We start from the raw sequence: 20,821 nt of genomic DNA, 5'->3' as shown, positions 1-20,821 counted from the left end.
GACGGCGCGTTAAGCCTTGTGCCGCTAGGGATTGCGGCCATGCCCCGGATCCTGCACGTCCTCGACCACTCGCTCCCGCTTCACAGCGGCTACGCCTTCCGCACCCGCGCGATCATGAAGGCGCAGGAGGCGCTCGGCTACGAGGTGCGCGGCATCACCGGCCTGCGCCACACGCTCGACGGGCCGCCCAGCGAAGTCGCCGAGGGCCTGCTGTTCCACCGGACGCCGGGCACGGCCTCGGGTCCGGCGGGCCTGCGCGAATGGCGCGAGATCGCACTGCTCGCGCAATCGATCGAGACGCTCGCCGCCGACTGGCGCCCCGACGTGCTCCACGCCCATTCGCCCGCGCTCGGCGGCGAGGCGGCGGCGCGCGCGGCGAGGCGGCTGTCGATCCCGCTCGTCTATGAAATCCGCGCCTTCTGGGAGGACGCGGCGGTCGGCAACGGCGCGACCACGCAGGGCTCGCTGCGCTATCGCCTGACCCGCAAGCTGGAGGACCGCGTGGTCGCCCAGGCCGATGCGGTGGTGACGATCTGCGAGGGCCTGCGCGGCGATCTCGTCGCGCGCGGGGTCGATCCGGCGCGGATCACGGTGATGCCCAACGGCGTCGATCTTTCGGTCTTCGGCGAAGCCAGGCCGCGCGACGCGGCGCTCGCGCGCGAACTCGGCTTCGAGACCGACGGCGGCCCCTGCCCGGTGATCGGCTTCATCGGCAGCTTCTACGACTACGAGGGGATCGACGACCTGATCGACGCGATGGCGCTGCTGGTGCGCGAGCACCGCGACGCGCGGCTGCTGCTGGTCGGCGGCGGTCCGTGCGAGGAAGCGCTGCGCGCCCGTGCCTCGGCGAGCCCCGCGGCCTCGGCGATCCGCTTCGTCGGGCGCGTCCCGCACGAGCAGGTCGACCGCTACTACGCGCTCGCCGATATCATGGCCTATCCGCGCAAGCGCAGCCGCCTCACCGACCTCGTCACTCCGCTCAAGCCGCTCGAGGCGATGGCGCAGGGCAAGATCGTGGCGGCGTCGGACGTGGGCGGCCACCGCGAGCTGATCAGCGACGGCGTCACCGGTTCGCTGTTCGCGCCCGACGATCCCGCCGCCTGCGCCGCCGCGCTCGCCGGGCTGCTGTCGCGGCGCGAAACGTGGGACCGCTACCGCGCCGAAGGCCGCCGCCATGTGCGCGCCGCGCACGACTGGGCGCGCAACGCCGAGCGTTATCAGCCCGTTTACCAAATGCTGTTACCACCCACGGTTACACGTGGTGTCGGCGCGGTTGCCTGAGCGCACCGACGGGACGCAAGCGCAGCACGGGGATCATGGTTTGTCCGAAGTAAGCCGCAGGAAAGTCGCAGCAAAGCAGCCGGTTACACGGCATCCGTTGTTCCCCGCCGTCGTCGCGCTGTGGTTCGGAGCGCTCTTCGGGCTCGGCAGCCTCGCGATTCGCCCGGCGCTGCTCGAGCAAGCGGTGCTCGCCACCGGCATCGATGCGGTGATCCCGATGGCGACGCCCCCGCTGGGCATGACCGCGCGCATCCTGCTTGCCCTGGCGATGACCGGCCTTGGCGGCGTGATCGGCGGCCTGCTCGCGCATCGCCTCTTCCGGCCCGCGTCGCCGCAGCGCGAACGGCGCCGCGGCGCCATGCCGGCGACGGAGGAAATCTACGAGGCGGAGCTGGCGCAGGACCCCGAGGCCGCGCCCGCCTCTCCGGGTCGCCGCCGCGCGCTCGCGCTCAAGGAAGACGTGACCCCGCACCAGAACTTCGGCGACACCGCCCCCGTCCCAGGCGAGGGCCCGCGCATTCTCGATGTCTCCGAGTTCGAACTCGAGAGCTTCGACGAGGACGCCCACTACGACGACGCGCCCGAAGACGAGCCAGACCATGATGCGGCGCCCGCGTTCCTCGCGGACGAGGCATTGAGCGCCGGCGAAGAAGACGAAGCGTTCAACCTCGGCGCGTATCGGCACGCGCCAGAGGACGAAGCCCTGGCGCTGACGCCCGCAAGCGGGCCATTTCCGTCCGAACCGCGCCGCGTCGCGACACCGGCGGACGCGCAGGTCTTCCACGAACCCTCCACCGAGTTCGCGCTATCGCAGAGAGCGGAGTCCGACGACGAAGCCGCCGCGCCCGCGATTCGCGCCGCGGCTGGGCCTCACGAGGCGACCGACGCGCGGCAGATGTTCGATGCCGATCCCCTCTCCGCGCTGAGGAACGGCGCCGGGCCGTCCTCCGACGCGAATGCCGAGGACGATTCACGTCCCGCTCCCGAGACGGCTCCCACGCCGACATCGACGCTCAGCAATCGCCTGTTCGAAGCCTATTCGCGCAAGATCACCGCCCGTACCGAGCAATTCTCACGGGCTCCCGACGCGCCTTCGCCGTTCGAATCGCCTGCCGCGTCCCCCGCGCCCGAGCCCGGCGCGCGGCCTCTGGCCCGCCTCGGCCTGAAACGCTGGGAAGAACCCCTCGCCGAGGACGAGGATAAGACCGAATGCGATGGCGCGTTCGACCTCGAGGAACCGAACGAACCGCTCTTCGCCGAGGCCGCGCCCGCGCCAGACACCGTTTCCAGCGACGAGGCGGACGAGGCCGCGGCGGCGGCCATGGCCGCGAACGACACCGAACCGCAGGTCGCGAGCCGGCTTTCGCTCGGCGCGGCGGCGGCAAGTGGCAGCAACGAGCGGATCGCGAATGCCGAACTCGATTCGCTCTCGCCGCTCGAATTGCTCGAACGCCTCGCCATTTCGATGGCCCGCCGCCGGGCGGAGCGCGAAGCCGCGCGCGAATCGACAAACGAGCCGAGCAGCGCACCCGAAGTGACAGCTTCCGCACCGCCGCCCGAAGCCCAGACCTTCGAACCGATCGAGCAAGCCGCTTCGCCCGAGCCGACCCAACCGGCGGCCCAAGCCGAACCGACCGAACCGGATGCCCAGCCCGAAACCGTCGAGGCGCGCGAGGACCGGCGCGAATTCGCACCGCTATCGCCCCTCGGCGGAAACAAGGCGATCCCCGCCGCGCTGCGACCCGTCTCCTTCGACGACGATGACGACAGCGACGCCCTGCCCGGCTATGTGCCGCCCCGCCATATCGGTTTCGCGCCGCGCGACGCCGGGGCAGCGACGGCGGCGACGGCGGACGAGACCGCCAGCGAGAACGACGACGAAGTGCTCGAGGCCGGCTATTCCTCGCTGCTCGACTTGTCGCGCCCGCCATCGCGTCAGCAGTTCGTCCGCATCGAGGAACCCGAATCGAACGGCGAGATCCAGCCCGTCGTCGTATTTCCGGGCGAGGAACCGCAAACCAAGGCGCGTCCGCGCGGCGCCGCGGCGGAGACGTCGCCGCCGAAAGACGATTTCGCCGCGCCGCCAGCCGCACCGGCTCGCGGCGATCCCGACGATACCGAGCGCGCGCTCCGCGCCGCGCTGGCGACCTTGCAGCGGATGAGCAGCGTGGGCTGACGCCCATACCGCCGAGGCGATTCCGGCACCAGAATCGACAACTTTCGGAACATGGCTCGCCCCGCGCGGGCCATTTTTGTACGTGCCACGGGCTTCGCGGTTGCAAAAACGGGCTCAAATCGTCATGGGGAGCATTCGGGCAGCCTGCCGTGCATTCGGCAGTGCGAGTCGTGCGGGGGCGCGATTGCGAGGTTGGCCCGGCAAATGACAGGATGGGTTTTTATCGATGGGATTTCCAGAGCCCCAGGGCCTTTACGATGCGCGTAACGAACACGATTCCTGCGGTGTGGGCTTTGTCGCTCATATCAAAGGCGAAAAATCGCATGCGATCATAACCCAGGCGCTGGAAATTCTGAAAAACCTCGACCACCGCGGCGCGGTCGGGGCGGACCCGCTGATGGGTGACGGCGCCGGTATCCTGATCCAGATGCCCGACGCGCTGATCCGCAAGTGGGCCCACGCGGAGGGCAAGACGCTTCCGGCCGAGGGCGATTACGCGGTGGCGATGTGCTTCCTGCCGCAGGACGAGGCGGCGCGCGACCTGGTGATCGAGACCTTCGAGAAGTTCATCAAGAAGGAAGGCCAGATCCTGGTCGGCTGGCGCGACGTGCCGACCTCGCTCGACGGCCTCGGCAAGGCGGTGATCGCCTCGATGCCGGTGATCCGCCAGTGCATCGTCGCGCGCGGTCCCGGCACGCCCGACCAGGACGCGTTCGAGCGCAAGCTGCTGGCGATCCGCAAGCAGACGCAGAACCCCTTGAAGCAGATGGCCGAAAAGCACGGGTTGCCTGGCCTGACCGAGCTTTACATGCCCAGCTTCTCGTCACGCACGGTGGTCTACAAGGGCCTGCTGCTCGCGACCCAGGTCGGCGGTTTCTACGAGGACTTGCGCGATCCCGACTGCGTCTCGGCGCTCGGTCTCGTCCACCAGCGCTTCTCGACCAACACCTTCCCGAGCTGGAAGCTGGCGCACCCCTACCGCTTCATGGCGCACAACGGCGAGATCAATACGGTTCGCGGCAACGTCAACTGGATGAACGCGCGCCGCCGCACGATGGAATCGGACCTGCTCGGCTCCGACCTCGACAAGATGTGGCCGCTGATCCCGCACGGCCAGTCGGACACCGCCTGCCTCGACAACGCCTTCGAGCTGTTGCTCGCGGGCGGCTACTCGCTCAGCCACGCGATGATGATGCTCATCCCCGAGGCCTGGGCGGGCAATCCGCTGATGAGCCCCGAGCGCCGGGCGTTCTACGAATACCACGCCGCGCTGATGGAGCCGTGGGACGGACCCGCCGCGGTCGCCTTCACCGACGGCCGCCAGATCGGCGCGACGCTCGACCGCAACGGCCTGCGCCCCGCGCGCTTCCTCGTCACCGACGACGACCTGTGCGTGATGGCGTCGGAATCGGGCGTGCTGCCGATCAAGGAAGACAACATCGTGCGCAAGTGGCGGCTCCAGCCCGGACGCATGCTGCTGATCGACTTCGAGCAGGGCCGGATCATCGAGGACGAGGAGCTCAAGACGCAGCTCTCGTCGGCCGAGCCCTATCAGAAGTGGCTCGACATGGCGCAGTACATGCTGAGGGATCTCGACGTGATCGAGCCCGAGCTGGCCGAACTGCCCGTCGCCACCACCACGCTGCTCGATCGCCAGCAGGCCTTCGGCTACACGCAGGAAGACCTCGGCCGGTTCCTCGAGCCGATGGCGATGAACGCCGACGATCCGATCGGATCGATGGGCACCGACACGCCGATCCCGGTGCTGTCGAACAAGTCGCGCCTGCTCTACGACTACTTCAAGCAGAACTTCGCGCAGGTCACCAACCCGCCGATCGATCCGATCCGCGAGGAACTGGTGATGAGCCTCGTCTCGATGATCGGTCCGCGCCCGAACCTGCTCGGCCGTGACGCGGGCACGCACAAGCGGCTCGAGGTCAGCCAGCCGATCCTCACCGACCAGGGCCTCGCCAAGATCCGTTCGGTCGAAGCCGCGCTCGACGGCGCGTTCCGCACCGAAACGATCGACATCACCTGGGACGCGGCGACCGGCGCCGACGGGCTCGAGATGGCGATCAAGGAGATGTGCTGGGCCGCGACCGAGGCGGTGCTGGCGGACAAGAACATCCTGATCCTGTCCGACCGCGCACAGGGGCCCGAACGCATTCCGATGCCCGCGCTGCTCGCCACGGCGGCGGTGCACCACCATCTCGTGCGCCAGGGCCTGCGGATGCAGACCGGGCTCGTCGTCGAGACCGGCGAGGCGCGCGAGGTGCAGCACTTCTGCGCGCTCGCGGGCTATGGCGCGGAGGCGATCAATCCTTATGTCGCCTTCGAGACGATCGAGGACATCCGCAAGCGCAAGAACCTGCCGATCGACGCCGACCAGGCGCGCAAGAACTACATCTACGCGATCGGCAAGGGCATCCGGAAGGTCATGTCCAAGATGGGCATCTCGACCTACCAGTCGTACTGCGGCGCGCAGATCTTCGACGCGGTCGGCCTTGCGAGCAGCTTCGTCGAGAAGTACTTCACCGGCACCGCGACCACCATCGAGGGCGCGGGTCTTGCCGAGATCGCCGCGGAGACGGTGCGCCGCCACGCCGATGCCTACGGCCGCAATCCGGTCTACGCCAACATGCTCGACGTGGGCGGCATCTACGGGTCACGCGTGCGCGGCGAGGAGCATGCCTGGACGTCCGAGAACATCGGCAACCTCCAGCACGCGGTGCGCGGCAACGTGCCCGCCAAGTACGTCGAGTTCGCCAAGTCGATCAACGACCAGTCCGAGCGCCTGCTCACGATCCGCGGGCTGATGGAGTTCAAGGCGGGCGACAGCGTGCCGCTCGACGAGGTCGAGCCGGCGAGCGAGATCGTCAAGCGCTTCGCCACCGGCGCGATGAGCTTCGGCTCGATCAGCCGCGAGGCGCACACCACGCTGGCGATGGCGATGAACCGCATCGGCGGCAAGTCGAACACCGGCGAGGGCGGCGAGGAAGTCGACCGTTTCACCCCGCTCGACAACGGCGATTCGATGCGTTCGGCGATCAAGCAGGTGGCCTCGGGCCGCTTCGGCGTGACCACCGAATACCTCGTCAACGCCGACGACATCCAGATCAAGATGGCGCAGGGTGCCAAGCCCGGCGAGGGCGGCCAGCTTCCCGGCCACAAGGTCGACAAGACCATCGGCAAGGTGCGTCACTCGACCCCGGGCGTGGGCCTCATCAGCCCGCCGCCGCACCACGACATCTACTCGATCGAGGATCTCGCGCAGCTCATCCACGATCTGAAGAACGTCAATCCCATGGCGCGGATTTCGGTCAAGCTGGTCTCCGAGGTCGGTGTCGGCACGGTCGCGGCGGGCGTCTCCAAGGCACGCGCCGACCATGTGACGATCTCGGGCTACGAAGGCGGCACCGGCGCCTCGCCGCTGACGTCGCTCACGCATGCCGGTTCGCCCTGGGAGATCGGCCTCGCCGAGACCCAGCAGACGCTGCTGCTCAACAACCTGCGCAGCCGCATCGCGGTGCAGGCCGACGGCGGCCTGCGCACCGGGCGCGACGTCGCGGTCGCGGCGCTGCTCGGTGCCGACGAGTTCGGCTTCGCCACCGCCCCGCTGATCGCGGCGGGCTGCATCATGATGCGCAAGTGCCACCTCAACACCTGCCCGGTCGGCGTCGCGACGCAGGACCCGGTGTTGCGCGCGCGCTTCACCGGCGCGCCCGAGCACGTGGTCAACTACTTCTTCTTCGTCGCCGAGGAACTGCGCGCGATCATGGCCGAGATGGGCTTCCGCACCGTCGCCGAGATGGTCGGGCGCGTCGACCGGCTCGACATGAAGAAGGCGATCAGCCACTGGAAGGCCAAGGGCGTGGACCTCAGCCGCGTGCTGCACTTCCCGGGCCAGGGTGACAGCCCCTCGCTCGCCTGGTCGGGCACCCAGGACCATGGCCTCGAGAACGCGCTCGACAACGAGCTGATCGAGGGCGCGGCCGACGCGCTCGAAAAGCGCGAGGCGGTGCGGCTCGAAAAGCCGATCATCAACGTCAACCGCACCGTGGGCGCGATGCTCTCGGGCGAAGTGGCGCGGCGCTACGGCCATGCCGGCCTGCCCGACAACACGATCAACGTGAAGCTCTCGGGCGTCGCGGGGCAGAGCTTCGGCGCATGGCTCGCGCACGGCGTCACGCTCGACCTCACCGGCGATGCCAACGATTATGTCGGCAAGGGGCTGTCGGGCGGCCGCGTGATCGTGCGCCAGCCCGAACGGGTCGATCGCGATCCGCTCACGAACATCATCGTCGGCAACACCGTGCTCTACGGCGCGATCAGCGGCGAGGCGTTCTTCAACGGCGTCGCGGGCGAACGCTTCGCGGTCCGCAACTCTGGCGCGATCGCGGTGGTCGAGGGCGTGGGCGACCACGGCTGCGAATACATGACCGGCGGCGTGGTGCTCGTGCTCGGCAAGACCGGGCGCAACTTCGCGGCGGGGATGTCCGGCGGCATCGCCTACATCTACGACGAGGACGACACGTTCGAACCGCTGTGCAACCTGGCGATGGTCGACCTCGAGACGATCTCGCCCGAAAGCGACGAGGACGACGGCGCGGGCCGCCCGCAGCAGCGCACCAACGGGGTCAACGACCTCGGCATGGGCGACATGCTGCGCCACGACGCGGACCGCCTGCGCATCCTGCTCGAACGCCACCACCTGCACACCGGCTCGAAGCGCGCGCGCGCGCTGCTCGACGACTTCGACAACGCCGTGGGCAAGTTCAAGAAAGTGATGCCGCGCGACTATGCGAAGGCGCTTCGCCAGCTCGAGGCCGAGCGCCTCGAGGCCGCCAGCGTCGCCGCGGAATAAGGAACAGAACATGGGCAAGGAAACCGGCTTCCTCGAGCTCGACCGGCACGACCGGACGTACGAAGATCCCGCCAAGCGGCTGAAGGACTACCACGAATTCGTCATTCCGCTGCCGGAAGACGAACTGAAGGCGCAGGCCTCGCGCTGCATGAACTGCGGCGTGCCGCACTGCCACACCGGCTGTCCGGTCAACAACATCATCCCGGACTGGAACCACCTGGTCTACGAATCGGACTGGAAGAACGCGCTCGAGGTCCTGCACTCGACCAACAACTTCCCCGAGTTCACCGGCCGCATCTGCCCCGCGCCCTGCGAGGCGGCGTGCACGCTCAACATCATCGACGAGGCGGTGACGATCAAGTCGATCGAATGCGCGATCGTCGATCGCGGCTGGCAGGAAGGCTGGATCACGCCGCAGGTTCCGGGCGAGCGCACGGGCAAGTCGGTCGCGGTGGTGGGCTCGGGCCCGGCGGGTCTCGCCTGCGCCCAGCAACTGGCGCGCGCGGGCCATTCGGTCACGGTGATCGAAAAGGCGGACCGCGTCGGCGGGCTGCTGCGCTACGGCATTCCCGACTTCAAGATGGAAAAGCACCTCATCAACCGTCGCGCGGTGCAGATGGAGGCCGAGGGCGTCAACTTCCGCACCTCGACCGAGGTCGGCGTCGACGTTTCGATGAAGTCGCTGAAGGAAAACTTCGATGTGGTCGTGCTGGCGGGTGGCGCCGAGGAAGCGCGCCGGCTCGAGATTCCGGGCGCGGAGCTGCCGAGCGTGCGCCCGGCGATGGAGTTCCTCACCCAGCAGAACAAGCGCAACGCCGGCGACGACGAACTGCGCGCCGCGCCGCGCGGCTCGCTCACCGCGACCGGCAAGCACGTGATCGTCATCGGCGGCGGCGACACCGGTTCGGACTGCGTCGGCACCTCGAACCGCCAGGGCGCCGCTTCGGTGACCCAGCTCGAGATCATGCCCAAGCCGCCCGAGAAGGAAGACAAGGCGATGAGCTGGCCGTTCTGGCCGCTCAAGCTGCGCACCTCCTCGAGCCACGAGGAAGGCTGCGAGCGCGACTGGGCGGTGCTGACCAAGCGCGTGATCGGCGAGAACGACGTCAAGGGACTCGAATGCGTGCGCGTCGAGTGGAAGGACGGCAAGATGCAGGAAGTGCCGGGCAGCGAGTTCACGCTCCAGGCCGACCTCATCCTGCTCGCGATGGGCTTTCTCGGACCCCGCAAGGGCATGCTCGAACAGGCTGGGCTCGAACTCGACCCGCGCGGCAACGTCAAGGCGGACACGGTCAAGTATCAGTCGAGCGACGAGAAGGTCTTCGCCTGCGGCGACATGCGCCGTGGTCAGAGCCTCGTCGTCTGGGCGATCCGCGAAGGCCGCCAGTGCGCCCGCGCGGTCGACCTCGCGCTGATGGGCAAGAGCGAACTGCCGCGCTGATCCGGACGGCGGGCGCCACGCGGTGATCAGCCACGTCTTCCTGCCCGCCGCCGATTTCGCGCGGGCCCACGCCTTCTGGTCGGCGATCCTGCCCGGGCTCGGCTGGAAGATCCGCTTCTGCCAGCCGGAAAAGCCGTGGGCGGCCTGGCAGCCGGCGCATCTCGACGGACCGACCGGGCGGCCGCTGCTCGTCTACGGCGCGCCCTTCGACGGCGCGCCCGATCCGGGCAACGGCCATATGCTCGCCCTGCTCGCGCCGAACCGCGCCGCGGTCGGAGCCGCGCACGCCGCCGCGTTGGCGCACGGCGCCAGCGACGAGGGCGCACCCGGGCTGCGCCCGCAGTACCATCCCGACTATTTCGGCGCCTACTTCCGCGACACCGAGGGCAACAAGGCCTGCGTCGTCTGCCACGGTCCCGAGGACTGACTGATCCCGGTGCCGATGCACCGCGCCTTGACCGCACGGCCACGCGGTCGCAGGACGGCAGGCGCAGACCGAAAGTGGGGAAAATGGGAATGCTGCTGGAAATCGCCGAAGTCGAGACGTTCCCGGGCCGGGAAGAGCAATTCGCCGAAGCCATGACCGTCGGGGGCGGGCTGGAAGACCTCGCGCGCTGCCACGGCGTGGTCTCGGTCCGCTTCGGGCGCGGGATCGAGAACCCGAGCACCTTCACCTTCAACGTCGTGTGGACCTCGGTCGAGGACCATATCGCGGCGCGCTCGCTCGAACCGTTCAAGGCCTTCAGCGCGCGCTTCGCCGACCTTACTTGCGGCGGCAAGATGAACCACTACGAGATGGGCGAGCTGATCGAGGGCGTCTCGGCCTAGATCCGGCGTGTTCCCGTCAGGCGCGGTCCCGGCATTCGTCGGGACCCTGGCGGCAAAAAGCCTAGCCCTCGCTCATCCCGGTGAACACGAAACGCTGGACGCGGCGGCCGGTGCCGACCTCGGTGGTGTAGACGTTGCCTTTCGAATCGACGTCGACGCTGTGCAGCCAGATGAACTGGCCCGGATAGCGGCCGTTGCGGCCGAAGCTGCCGACGATGCGATGATCCTCGCGCAGCAAGATCCACACGCGGCCGTTCACCATGTCGGCAACGTAGACGTATTTGCCGTCGGGCGAGAAGGCGACGTCCGAGGCCGTGCGGGTGCCGCCCGATTCGGGCGCGATGAGGATATCGCGGACGAATTCGAGGTCCCCGTCCTTCTCGGCGAAGAGCTGGATGCGGTTGTTACGGCGATCGCAAACGTAGATCAGCCCGTCGGGGCCGCGCGTCACGCAATGGACGATATCGCCGAAGCTCTTCGATTCGGGGTCCGCCCCGCCGTCGCTGGTGCTGGTCGCCTGGCTCTGGTCGAAGGGCTGGTCGCGCGTCTCGCTGCCGGGCCGTGCGGCATAGGCGCCCCAGGCGCGCACGAAGGCGAGGTCTTCGTCGCCGAACTGGGCGATGCGCTTGTTGATGTAGCCATCGGCGACGAGAACGCTGCCGTCCGAATGGTTGATGTCGGCCGGATTGCCGAGGCTCGTCTCGCTGGCATTGCCCTCGGTGCGGCCACGCCGCCCGATCTGGCGGATGAATTCGCCCCCGGCGGTGAAATTGAGCACGACATGATCGCCGTCCCCATTGCCCGCGAGCCAGACGGTGCGGTCGTCGTCGACGTAGATGCCGTGGACATTGGCGGGCCACTGGTTTTCGCCGTCGATCTCTGGCGCGAGTTCGGGACCGCCCCAGGCCGAGAGCAGCCTGCCCTCGCCGTCGAAGCGCAGGACGTGCGGCGCGGGCTTGCAGCAGGCGACGACGATCGGCGGCTCCTCGGCCAGCCCAGCTTCGGTCTTGTCCAGCGAGTTGGGCCGCTGGATGATCCACACGGTGTCCTCGGCGTCGATCGACAGGCCCGGGACCTGGCCAAGGATCGTGTCGGCGGGGAGCTTGGGCCAGCTCGCGTCGGCTTTGAAGGTGGGCATCGGGATCGAGAGGTCGATATGCTCGCTCTCGACCTCGACCAGCGCCTCGGCCCGCGCCGGGGCCGCACACCAAAACGCCGCCAGAACGGCGGCGGAGCAGATCGAGACCGTTCGGGCGAAACTACGGGGACTGCGGCGCATCGGGACCTCGCTCGATCGTTCGGGAGAAGTGTCCGATCATAGCGGGAGGCGTGCCTTGGCGACAGCCCCCGTCGTCGCGACCGGATCGCCGGTCAGGACGATGGGACGGTCCAGTCGATCGCGCCGCGCCCGTGGCTTTCGAGAAAGGTGTTGGCCCGGCTGAAATGGCGGCAGCCGAAGAAACCGGCGTGGGCCGAAAGCGGGCTGGGATGCGGCGCGGTGAGCACCAGATGATGGCTCGCGGCGAGCCCCGGCACCCGCTCGGCCTTGCGGCGCGCATGGCTGCCCCAGAGCATGAACACGCACGGTTCGGCCTTGGCGGCGACCGCGGCGGCGGCGGCGTCGGTGATCTCCTCCCAGCCCAGCTTCTGGTGCGAGCCCGCGCGCCCCGATTCGACCGTGAGCGCGTTGTTGAGCAGCAGCACGCCCTGGCGCGCCCAGGACTCGAGGTTGCCGCCCTCGGGCCGAGCGATCCCGCAGTCGCTTTCCAGCTCCTTGTAGATGTTCACCAGCGAGGGCGGGACCTTGATCCCGTGCGGCACCGAGAAGGCGAGGCCGTGCGCCTGGCCGGGACCGTGATAGGGGTCCTGCCCGAGAATCACCACTTTCACCGCTTCGAGCGGCGTCAGTTCGAGCGCGCGCAGCCGAGTGCCGCGCGGCGGGAAGATCCGCTTGCCCGCGGCCTCCTGCGCCTTGAGAAAGCCGCCGAGCTGGCGCGCCTGCCTGCGCTCGAGCACGGGCTGCAAGGCGCCCTGCCAGCTTTCCGGTACCGTCACGGCGCTTGTCTGGCTGTTCATGATGCCCCGGCCATTGCGAAAGACTGGCCTTGTGCCTAAGCATTTCGGTCATATGGCTGTCCATCTCCACGAAGAAGATCTCCCCGAGGGCGTGCTGGCGCCCGGCCCCGTCGCGGTCGATACCGAGACGATGGGACTCATCACCCCGCGCGACCGGCTCTGCCTCGTGCAGATTTCCGACGGCGGTGCCGACGAACACCTCGTCCGCTTCAAGGTCGGCAGCGACTACGCCGCGCCGAACCTGCGCGCGGTGCTGGCCGATCCGGAGCGGATCAAGCTCTATCACTTCGCCCGCTTCGATCTCGCGGCGATCGAGCACTACCTCGGCATCACCGCCGCGCCGGTGTTCTGCACCAAGATCGCGAGCAAGCTGGTGCGCACCTACACCGATCGGCACGGCCTCAAGGACCTCGTTCGCGAACTGCTCGGCAAGGAGATCTCCAAGCAACAGCAGTCGAGCGACTGGGGCGCGGACGAACTGAGCGAGCCGCAGCGTGAATACGCCGCCTCCGACGTGCGCTATCTGCACGCCATGCGCGAGGTCCTGATCCAGCGGCTGGCACGAGAGGGACGCACCGAGCTGGCGCAGGCCTGCTTCGATTTCCTCCCGGCCCGCGCGCGGCTGGACCTCGCCGGATGGCCGGACCACGATATCTTCAGCCACGAAGCCGCCTGATCGCCGATGTCGGTCGAGGCCACGCAGATCAGAAGCCGCCGGCGGCATTTCGCCACGCCCGGCGGCTCGCACGACCGGCTGGTCGGCTTTCTCGGCAAGGCATTGCCGGTGGGCATCGGCGTGGTCGCGGCGGTGATGATCCTCGTGCCGCTCAGCCCGCGCGGCGAAATCAGCTTTCTGCTCGACCGCAACAAGGTGGCGATCACCGATGAACGCCTCGCGGTCGACGATGCCGCCTATCGCGGCCAGGACAACGAGGGCCGCGACTTCGTGGTGCGCGCAGGCAGCGCGGTGCAGAAGAGCGCCGAGGTGCCCGTGGTGCAGATGCAGACGCTCGTCGCCGACATGAAGCTGCGCGACGGCCCCGCCCAGATCCGCGCGCCGCGCGGCGCCTACGACTACGACCAGGCCCGGATCGACATCAACGGCCCGGTCGCGTTCACCGCCTCGGACGGCTATCGCATGGAAACCGGCAACGTCGAGGTCGACATCAAGGCGCGCGCCGCGGTCGGCACCGGCGGCGTCACCGGGCGCACACCGACCGGAACATTCCGCGCCGAACGCCTGGTCGCCGATTTCGAGAACCGCACCGTCACGCTCGACGGCAATGCGCGGCTGCGCATGACCCCGGGCAAACTGAGTATCCCACGATGAGCTCGCGTCCTTCCCGCCGATTCCTGTCGCATTCCGGCCTGCTGCGCGCGGGCCTCGCCGCCGCGCTGCTTGGCGCCGGGACTCTCGCCGGACTCCAGCAGACCGGTGCGCAGGTCTTTCCCGGACACAACACCAATGCGCCTGTCGACTACGCCGCCGACCGCATCGAGCTGCAGGACCGGCAGGACCGCGTGGTGCTTTCGGGCAATGTCGACATCCGCCAGGCCGAACTGCGGCTGCGCGCGGCGCGCACCATCGTCAACTTCACCGATGCCGGATCGCTGAGCATCCAGCGGATCACCGCGACCGGCGGCGTCACCGTCAACCGCGGCACCGAAGTCGCCACCGGCGATGTCGCGATCTACGATTTCAATCGCCGGATCATCACGATGGTCGGCAACGCCACGCTCAAGCGCGGCGGCGACACGCTGCGCGGAAACCGCTTCGTGATCGACCTCAACAGCGGCGTCTCGGCCGCCGAAGGCCGCGTTTCGGGCACCTTCAGCGTACCCAAGAAGAACTGAGCCGGTTTCCGGCGAGGCCGTGCTGTCGGTAACGAGCGGCCCGGACGAAGGCTGCGCGCGCTCCGCTGATTTCACCTCCGGTCAGAACGCGCGGTCGTGAACGAGGACGCGCATGGTGAGCAGCAGGATCTTGATGTCGCGCCAGATGGTCCAGCCCTCGAGGTATTCGAGGTCGGACTGGAGGCGGTAGACGAGATCGGATTCGTGGTCGGTCGCGCCGCGAAAGCCACGCACCTGGGCCAGGCCGGAAAGGCCCGGCTTGAGGCAGTGCCGCTGCCAGTAGCGCAAGTCGACTTCCCAGAACAGCTTGTCGCCCGCCTGCGAGCCGATCGCGTGCGGGCGCGGCCCGACCAGGCTCATGTCGCCGCGCAGCACGTTGAGCAGCTGCGGCAGCTCGTCGAGACTGGTCGAGCGGATGAAGCGGCCCACGCGCGTCACCCGCTTGTCGTCCTTCGAGGCCGAGACGTTGCCGTCTGAATCGGACTTCGAGGCGGTCATCGAGCGGAACTTGTACATGTTGAAGAAGCAGTTGCCGCGCCCCATCCGCCGCTGGACGAAGAACACCGGCCCGCGATCCTCGAGCTTGATCGCGATCGCGATCGCGATCATCAGCGGCGAGAGCGCAAGCACGCCGCCGCCCGTGAGCACGAGATCGAAAAGCCGCTTCAGGGCGCGGTCGCGCAGGCCCAGCGGACCGGTCGAGATCATCAGCAGGCCGTGGCGGCCGACGACACGCGCGCCCTGCGCACCGAGGCGGGCGACCTGATCGTCGAGCACTTCACCATCGACATTGGCGCCCTTGAGCATCAGCGACCAGGCATAGCGGCGCTCGGGTGGACAGCTGACCACCACCCGATCGATGTTGCGCAGGACGAGGCCGAGCCGGTCGAGCGCATGCGGGTCCTTGAGGTCCGCGCGCAGCCCCATCGCCGCCGCCGAGACACGGATCGCGCCCCGGATATCGATCCGCGGCCCGCCGTCATCGACGACGAGCTCGTTCATCACGCTCGTACCGCAGCGCCAGCGGACGAAGGAGCGCATCTGCAAGCGGCCCCAGATCATCAGGATGCCCGCGGCCAGCGCGCCGACGCTCAAGCCGAAACGCGAGAATTCCCGTGTTTCGCGGGCGTAGAAGGCGATGAAGACGACAGCCGCGAAGGACAGCGCCAGAGCAACGAGCGCCCGTGCGCTGCCGCTCCAGTGGTCACGCAGCGCCTTGATCGAATAGGCGCCGTTGTAGACGGCGATAGTCAGGAAAATGGGGAGCACGACCTGGGCCTGTACCAGCGCGGTGACACCGCCCTGGGCCCCGGTATAGAGATATCCGATCAGGCCGAAGCCCATGAGCAGCGCCGCCACGTCGGCGACGATCATGGCAAGGTAGCATTGCAGCCGACGGCGTTCGAGCGAGGGCGCCACGAGCAGCGCGTCGGCGACCGCACGCGAATAGCGCTCGTCCTCCTGCGGATGGAAAGACGCATCCACCCCGCTGCTCCCCGCTGATACTACGGCCTGAAACCCGCTCTCGTTGCGCACGGCAGTGCACTCCCGACCCCTGCACCTATTGGTACGCTGCAAGTGCGGTATGTATATGCCCTTATAGCTCCGCAAAGCAACGGATAAGGCATGATAATTAGATATATACCTTAGGATATATTCCCGGTTACTGGGAGGCTGCCTGCCGTCTGCGAACGATCATTGCGAGTCCCTGACTCAACAGCAGATCCGCATCGGCACTGTTAGTCAGAAGTAGCTGATGCAGACTGACAAGTCTGCGCTCGAGCCATTCGAGGCGCTTGCCGCGCCAGACGCGCAGTTGCGCGCCGATCGCCGCCTTGTCCTTCCAGAAGATCCGCCGCGCCGCGGCCTCGGCATCGACGAAGCCGGCAACGTCACCACGCCCGCCCATCCGCGCCGCCAGACTGGCAAGCTGGGCGCAGCGCCGTTCGAGCGCGAGCAGCGTACCGACCGGATTGAGGCCGAGTTCGCGGAAGCGCCGCAGCTCGGCCGCGACCGCCTGCGGCCCGCCGCCCAGCACCGCGTCGACGAGCGTGGCGAAGCCGTCGTCCTCCGTCTGCGCGCCGACCGCATCGAGATCGGCGCCGCTCGCCCGGCGCGGGCGCTCGGGCGCCGCGTCGAGATAGAGCGCGAGCTTTTCCAGCTCCGATCGCGCCAGCCGCGTATCGAGACCGCACCCGCGCGCGATGCGCTCGGCGATATCGCTGGCCACCTGCAGCCCGAGGCCGTCGGCCTGCGCCCGCACCGCCGCGCTCACCGACCTGAGGTCCGGCGGCCAGAACATCGCCACGAGGCTGTCGTCGCGTCCCGCCAAGAGCTTCGCGGTGCGCGACTTGTCGGTCGCGCCGCTGGCGATGATCAGGACGGGAGAGGGCTCGACCTCGCCGCCGATCAGCGTGGCGACGGCATCGTGCGCCTCGTCGCCCTGCGCGCGCACCCAGATGTGCCGCGCCGAGCCGAACAGCGAGCTGGACCGCGCTTCGTCGCCGAGCCGGACCGGATCCCTGCGCAGGTCGGAGCCCGAGATCTCGACGCGCTCGCCCGGATCGGCGAGCAGCGACGCGATTTTCGCCGCCGCGTCATTCGCGCCCGATTCGTCGGGGCCGCAGAAGAAGAAGATACGGGCTTCGCGTGCGGCGCGGTGGGCGAGCCCGGCGAAGTCCTTTTGCGTCGCCTTCACCGTCCGTCGCCGGCGCTTTCCCGCAACCGCAACGACAAGCTCGTCAGGATCCGGTCGGCAACGTCCTTCGAGAGATTTTCGAGCGCGGTCTGCTCGGCCGCAATCGTCGCATAGTCCGAAGACACGACGTCGATGCCCGCGTCGGAACCGACACTGTCGTCGAGCATGATCTTGCCGCTCGACAGATCGACGAGCTGGAAGCGCGCGCGCAGCGTGCGACGCTCGCGGCTGATGGTGTCGTCGGACAGGAGCGCGAAGCCTTCGAGCTTGTCGTCGAGGCGAACGTCGAGGCGATAGCGCGCGGCCCCGCTCGCGGGCTCATCGAGCTTGTCGACCAGCGCGTTGCGCACAAGCCAGCCGGCGCGCCCCTCGATCGCGGAGACCTCGATCGCCGAAAGCCCGCGCGCGACCGCGCCGCTGCCGCCGCCCGCGTACATCGGTTGCAGTCCGCAGCCGCCCAGCAGCGTGCCGGCGAGCAGCAAGGCTCCCGTCAGGGGAGCGAGGCGCTTCATGCGACCAGGTTGACCAGGCGGTCGGGCACGACGATCACTTTCCTTATCTCCGCCCCGTCGAGCGCACGCTGGACCTTCTCGCTGGCGAGCGCAAGCGCCTCCAGCTCGTCCTTGCCGGTGCCCTTGGCGACGGTGAGCGTGTCGCGCAGCTTGCCCTTGACCTGCACCGCGATCGTCACCTCGTCGTCGACCAGCAGCGCCGGATCGACCTTGGGCCAGGCCGCGTCGACGACAAGCCCCTCACCGCCGATCGCGTCCCACGCCTCTTCGGCAAGGTGGGGCATCATCGGCGCGACGAGCAGCAGGATCGTGCGGATCGCGGCCGAGCGGCTCGCCGAGGGCGGCGCCTTCTCGATCGCGCTCGCCAGTTCGTAGATACGCGCCACGGCCTTGTTGAAAGCCAGTGCCTCGATGTCTTCGGCGACGGCCGCCACGGTCTGGTCGCGCTTGCGATCGAGCGGCTTGTCCTCGCCCGTCGCAGCCGCATCGTACTGGCCGAACAGGCGCCACAAGCGCTGGACGAAGCGCGCGCAGCCCTCGATGCCGGCGATCGACCAGGGCAGGTCGCGCTCGGGCGGGCTGTCCGAGATCATGAACCAGCGGATCGCGTCGGCGCCGTAGTCGGCGAGGATCGCGTCGGGATCGACGACGTTCTTCTTCGACTTCGACATCTTGATGACGCGACCGATCTCGACCGGCAATCCACTACTCACTTCATAGACGTCGCCGTCACGTCTCTCGATCTCTTGAGGGGAGACAAAGTAGCTACGCGTAGCGTGAGTTTCGCCGACTTCGTTCGGGATAAACACTTGATAGGTCTCGTGCGTGACCATCCCTTGCGTGAACAGGCTGGCGAACGGCTCGGTGACGTTGATCAGGCCGATGCGCTTGAGCGCGCGCGTCCAGAAGCGGGCGTAGAGCAAGTGCAGGATCGCGTGCTCGATGCCGCCGATGTACTGTTCGACCGGCAGCCACTGCGCGATGACGCCCGGATCGAACGGCTTGTCGCCGGGCTGGCTGGCGAAGCGCAGGAAATACCACGAGCTGTCGACGAAAGTGTCGAGCGTGTCGGTCTCGCGGGTCGCCGGCTTGCCGCAGCTTGGGCAATCGACGTGCTTCCACGTCGGATGGCGCAGCAGCGGATTGCCCGGCGTCTGGAAATCGACGTCCTCGGGCAGCACCACCGGAAGCTGGTCCTTGGGCACCGGCACCACGCCGCAGGCCTCACAGTGGATGAACGGGATCGGCGTGCCCCAGTAGCGCTGGCGCGAGACGCCCCAGTCGCGCAGGCGCCACACGGTCTTGCCTTCACCCCAGCCGCCGCTTTCGGCGCGCGCGATGACGTCCGCCTTGGCGTCCGCCACGCTCATGCCATCAAGGAAGTCCGAATTGACGATCACGCCGTCGCCCGCTTCGGCCTCGCCCGCGAAGGGCTTGTCCGCGTCCGCCGCGTCGGCGGCAACCACGCGCACGATCGGCAGGCCGTACTTGGTGGCGAAATCGAAGTCGCGCTGGTCGTGGCCCGGCACCGCCATGATCGCGCCGGTGCCGTAGTCCATCAGCACGAAGTTCGCGATGTAGACCGGCAGCTCGGCGCCGCTGAAGGGATGCTTCGCGGTGAGGCCCGTATCGAAGCCAAGCTTCTCGGCAGTTTCCAGCTCGGCCGCGGTGGTGCCGCCGCGCTTGCATTCCTCGATGAAGGCCTGCGCCTCGGACGAGTTCGCTGCGACGCCCTGCGCCACCGGGTGATCGGCGGCGACCGCGACGAAGCTCGCGCCGAAGATCGTGTCGGGCCGCGTGGTGTAGACCGGCAGGCTCTCGCCGTTCGACAGCGTGAAGGCGAACTCGAGCCCCTGCGACTTGCCGATCCAGTTCTCCTGCATCAGCTTGACCTTGTCGGGCCAGTCCTTGAGCTCGGCCAGCCCGTCGAGCAGTTCCTCGGCGAAGTCGGTGATCTTGAGGAACCACTGCGAGAGCTTGCGCTTCTCGACCAGCGCGCCCGAGCGCCAGCCGCGCCCGTCGATCACCTGCTCGTTGGCGAGCACGGTCATGTCGACCGGGTCCCAGTTGACCGCCGATTCCTTGCGATAGACCAGCCCCGCCTCGTAAAGGTCGAGGAACAGCGCCTGCTCGTGGCCGTAGTAGTCGGGCTCGCAGGTCGCCAGTTCGCGGCTCCAGTCGAGCGCGAAACCCAGGCGCTTAAGCTGCGCCTTCATGTTGGCGATGTTCTCGCGGGTCCAGCCGCCGGGATGCACGCTCTTTTCCATCGCCGCGTTCTCGGCGGGCATGCCGAAGGCGTCCCAGCCCATCGGGTGGAGCACTTCGTGCCCGGTCATGCGCTTGTAGCGCGCGAGCACGTCGCCCAGCGTGTAGTTGCGCACGTGACCCATGTGGATGCGCCCGGAAGGATAGGGGAACATCTCGAGCACGTAGCTGCGCGGCTTGTCGCTCGCGTTGTCGGCGGCGAAGCACTGCTTCTCGTGCCAGACCCGCTGCCATCGCGCGTCTGCCGTGGCGGGATCGAACCGCTCGCTCATATCGGAACCGTCTCCTGGGCCGGCCTCAGCCGACCGAATCGCGCCTCAGGTCGCGGGCGCGGGTGAGGATGATGTCTTCGAGTTTCTGCACCGTCGCGGCCTGGACCGGCGCGGCGACCCAGCCGCCGCCCGAATTGACCTCGCGGCTCGCCGCGACGCGCAGCGCGTCGGCGCGCAAGTCCGAATCGAGGATCGTGACGGTGACCTTGACGCGCTCGCCCGGATTGCTCGGGTTGGTGTACCAGTCGGTGACGATGACGCCGCCCGCGCTGTCGGTCTGCAGCATCGGCATGAACGAGAGCGTATCGAGGCTGGCGCGCCACAAGTAGCCGTTGACGCCGATCGTGGTGACCATCGAGGGCGCCACGCTGGAGGAAACCTTCTTCTTGCCGCCGCACGCCGCGAGGCTGAAGGCAAGGGCGCCGCAAAGGCCGTAGACGGCGAACTTGCGCAGGTTACCGGAAGGGGCTTTCATGGTCGTTTGCATTCCTCGTGGCAGACTGCGCCGTTCGGGACGTGCGCATACCGTACTGCGCCTCTATCGCCGCGTTGCG

The 20,821-nt window shown here is 68.2% G+C and carries 16 protein-coding genes; 9 read left to right on the top strand and 7 right to left on the bottom strand.

Translation table 11 applies throughout. From position 1 onward, the window contains the following. The first annotated feature begins 39 nt into the window (after positions 1-39). From B2G71_RS21060 to B2G71_RS21035, 6 genes are all read left to right on the top strand, one after another. A complete protein-coding gene (locus B2G71_RS21060; protein WP_098108628.1) occupies positions 40-1,281 on the top strand; it encodes a TIGR04063 family PEP-CTERM/XrtA system glycosyltransferase in 1,242 nt (413 codons plus the stop codon). 40 nt (positions 1,282-1,321) lie between these two features. Next, a complete protein-coding gene (locus B2G71_RS21055) occupies positions 1,322-3,457 on the top strand; it encodes a hypothetical protein (protein ID WP_141521652.1) in 2,136 nt (711 codons plus the stop codon). A gap of 226 nt (positions 3,458-3,683) precedes the next feature. Beyond that, positions 3,684-8,321 carry a glutamate synthase large subunit gene (gltB, locus tag B2G71_RS21050; RefSeq protein ID WP_098108626.1) on the top strand — a complete coding sequence of 1,546 codons (4,638 nt, stop codon included), beginning with the start codon at positions 3,684-3,686 and terminating at the stop codon, positions 8,319-8,321. A 10-nt stretch (positions 8,322-8,331) separates the two neighbouring features. Continuing rightward, on the top strand, positions 8,332-9,762 hold the full coding sequence (locus tag B2G71_RS21045) for a glutamate synthase subunit beta (RefSeq protein WP_098108625.1): 1,431 nt from the start codon (positions 8,332-8,334) through the stop codon (positions 9,760-9,762). Positions 9,763-9,784: 22 nt separating this feature from the next. Further along, a complete protein-coding gene (locus B2G71_RS21040; protein WP_098108624.1) occupies positions 9,785-10,189 on the top strand; it encodes a VOC family protein in 405 nt (134 codons plus the stop codon). Positions 10,190-10,278: 89 nt separating this feature from the next. Beyond that, positions 10,279-10,590: an antibiotic biosynthesis monooxygenase gene (locus B2G71_RS21035; RefSeq protein ID WP_098108645.1), complete on the top strand. Its 312-nt coding sequence runs from the start codon at positions 10,279-10,281 to the stop codon at positions 10,588-10,590. 61 nt (positions 10,591-10,651) lie between these two features. Here the strand turns inward: B2G71_RS21035 and B2G71_RS21030 are convergent, their stop codons facing one another. Together B2G71_RS21030 and ung are read right to left on the bottom strand one after the other, a co-directional pair. Further along, positions 10,652-11,869, bottom strand: coding sequence for a hypothetical protein (locus B2G71_RS21030; RefSeq protein WP_098108623.1), 1,218 nt, complete (start codon positions 11,867-11,869; stop codon positions 10,652-10,654). 92 nt (positions 11,870-11,961) lie between these two features. Continuing rightward, positions 11,962-12,666: a uracil-DNA glycosylase gene (gene ung, locus B2G71_RS21025; protein WP_098108622.1), complete on the bottom strand. Its 705-nt coding sequence runs from the start codon at positions 12,664-12,666 to the stop codon at positions 11,962-11,964. A 52-nt stretch (positions 12,667-12,718) separates the two neighbouring features. Between ung and B2G71_RS21020 the strand changes: the two genes are divergently transcribed. Genes B2G71_RS21020 through B2G71_RS21010 form a run of 3 tightly spaced genes read left to right on the top strand, consistent with a single transcriptional unit; the run spans position 12,719 to position 14,520 of the window. Next, entirely contained in the window at positions 12,719-13,342 is a 624-nt protein-coding gene (locus B2G71_RS21020; protein ID WP_098108621.1) for a ribonuclease D, read from the top strand. Positions 13,343-13,348: 6 nt separating this feature from the next. Beyond that, the gene (lptC, locus tag B2G71_RS21015; protein ID WP_098108620.1) at positions 13,349-13,996 is read left to right on the top strand and encodes an LPS export ABC transporter periplasmic protein LptC; all 648 of its coding nucleotides are present in this window, start codon (positions 13,349-13,351) and stop codon (positions 13,994-13,996) included. Then, positions 13,993-14,520 (top strand): LptA/OstA family protein, encoded by a 528-nt coding sequence (locus tag B2G71_RS21010; protein ID WP_098108619.1) that lies wholly within the window; start codon positions 13,993-13,995, stop codon positions 14,518-14,520. The genes lptC and B2G71_RS21010 overlap by 4 nt, the downstream gene beginning before the upstream one ends. Before the next feature lie 81 nt (positions 14,521-14,601). Here B2G71_RS21010 and B2G71_RS21005 read toward each other — a convergent pair whose 3' ends face one another. The 5 genes from B2G71_RS21005 to B2G71_RS20985 all read right to left on the bottom strand — a co-directional run bounded on the left by B2G71_RS21005 (position 14,602) and on the right by B2G71_RS20985 (position 20,742). Further along, positions 14,602-15,894, bottom strand: coding sequence for a sugar transferase (locus tag B2G71_RS21005; RefSeq protein WP_098108644.1), 1,293 nt, complete (start codon positions 15,892-15,894; stop codon positions 14,602-14,604). Between the two features lie 289 nt (positions 15,895-16,183). Then, complete coding sequence (gene holA / locus B2G71_RS21000; RefSeq protein ID WP_098108618.1) at positions 16,184-17,218, bottom strand: DNA polymerase III subunit delta; 1,035 nt, start codon at positions 17,216-17,218, stop codon at positions 16,184-16,186. Next, positions 17,215-17,730, bottom strand: coding sequence for an LPS assembly lipoprotein LptE (lptE, locus tag B2G71_RS20995; protein WP_098108617.1), 516 nt, complete (start codon positions 17,728-17,730; stop codon positions 17,215-17,217). Before lptE ends, holA begins: the two co-directional genes overlap by 4 nt. Continuing rightward, on the bottom strand, positions 17,727-20,267 hold the full coding sequence (leuS, locus tag B2G71_RS20990) for a leucine--tRNA ligase (RefSeq protein WP_098108616.1): 2,541 nt from the start codon (positions 20,265-20,267) through the stop codon (positions 17,727-17,729). Before leuS ends, lptE begins: the two co-directional genes overlap by 4 nt. A 25-nt stretch (positions 20,268-20,292) precedes the next feature. Next, the gene (locus tag B2G71_RS20985) at positions 20,293-20,742 is read right to left on the bottom strand and encodes a DUF3576 domain-containing protein (protein WP_098108643.1); all 450 of its coding nucleotides are present in this window, start codon (positions 20,740-20,742) and stop codon (positions 20,293-20,295) included. Between the last annotated feature and the right edge of the window lie 79 nt (positions 20,743-20,821).

It is taken from the genome of Novosphingobium sp. PC22D (genome assembly GCF_002556635.1).
Taxonomy (GTDB): Bacteria; Pseudomonadota; Alphaproteobacteria; order Sphingomonadales; family Sphingomonadaceae; genus Novosphingobium.
The sequence above is the reverse complement of the archived record's forward strand: the minus strand, read 5'-3'. Positions and strand labels throughout refer to the sequence as shown.

Bases quoted from the DNA above. Each gene is read 5' to 3' on its own strand.
- lptC (WP_098108620.1), top strand. From the start codon at position 13,349: ATGTCGGTCGAGGCCACGCAGATCAGAAGCCGCCGGCGGCATTTCGCC.
- B2G71_RS21005 (WP_098108644.1), bottom strand. From the start codon at position 15,894: ATGATCGTCGCCGACGTGGCGGCGCTGCTCATGGGCTTCGGCCTGATC.
- B2G71_RS21035 (WP_098108645.1), top strand. From the start codon at position 10,279: ATGCTGCTGGAAATCGCCGAAGTCGAGACGTTCCCGGGCCGGGAAGAG.
- lptE (WP_098108617.1), bottom strand. From the start codon at position 17,730: ATGAAGCGCCTCGCTCCCCTGACGGGAGCCTTGCTGCTCGCCGGCACG.
- gltB (WP_098108626.1), top strand. From the start codon at position 3,684: ATGGGATTTCCAGAGCCCCAGGGCCTTTACGATGCGCGTAACGAACAC.
- leuS (WP_098108616.1), bottom strand. From the start codon at position 20,267: ATGAGCGAGCGGTTCGATCCCGCCACGGCAGACGCGCGATGGCAGCGG.
- B2G71_RS21030 (WP_098108623.1), bottom strand. From the start codon at position 11,869: ATGCGCCGCAGTCCCCGTAGTTTCGCCCGAACGGTCTCGATCTGCTCC.
- B2G71_RS21045 (WP_098108625.1), top strand. From the start codon at position 8,332: ATGGGCAAGGAAACCGGCTTCCTCGAGCTCGACCGGCACGACCGGACG.
- B2G71_RS20985 (WP_098108643.1), bottom strand. From the start codon at position 20,742: ATGAAAGCCCCTTCCGGTAACCTGCGCAAGTTCGCCGTCTACGGCCTT.
- B2G71_RS21060 (WP_098108628.1), top strand. From the start codon at position 40: ATGCCCCGGATCCTGCACGTCCTCGACCACTCGCTCCCGCTTCACAGC.
- B2G71_RS21010 (WP_098108619.1), top strand. From the start codon at position 13,993: ATGAGCTCGCGTCCTTCCCGCCGATTCCTGTCGCATTCCGGCCTGCTG.
- ung (WP_098108622.1), bottom strand. From the start codon at position 12,666: ATGAACAGCCAGACAAGCGCCGTGACGGTACCGGAAAGCTGGCAGGGC.
- B2G71_RS21020 (WP_098108621.1), top strand. From the start codon at position 12,719: ATGGCTGTCCATCTCCACGAAGAAGATCTCCCCGAGGGCGTGCTGGCG.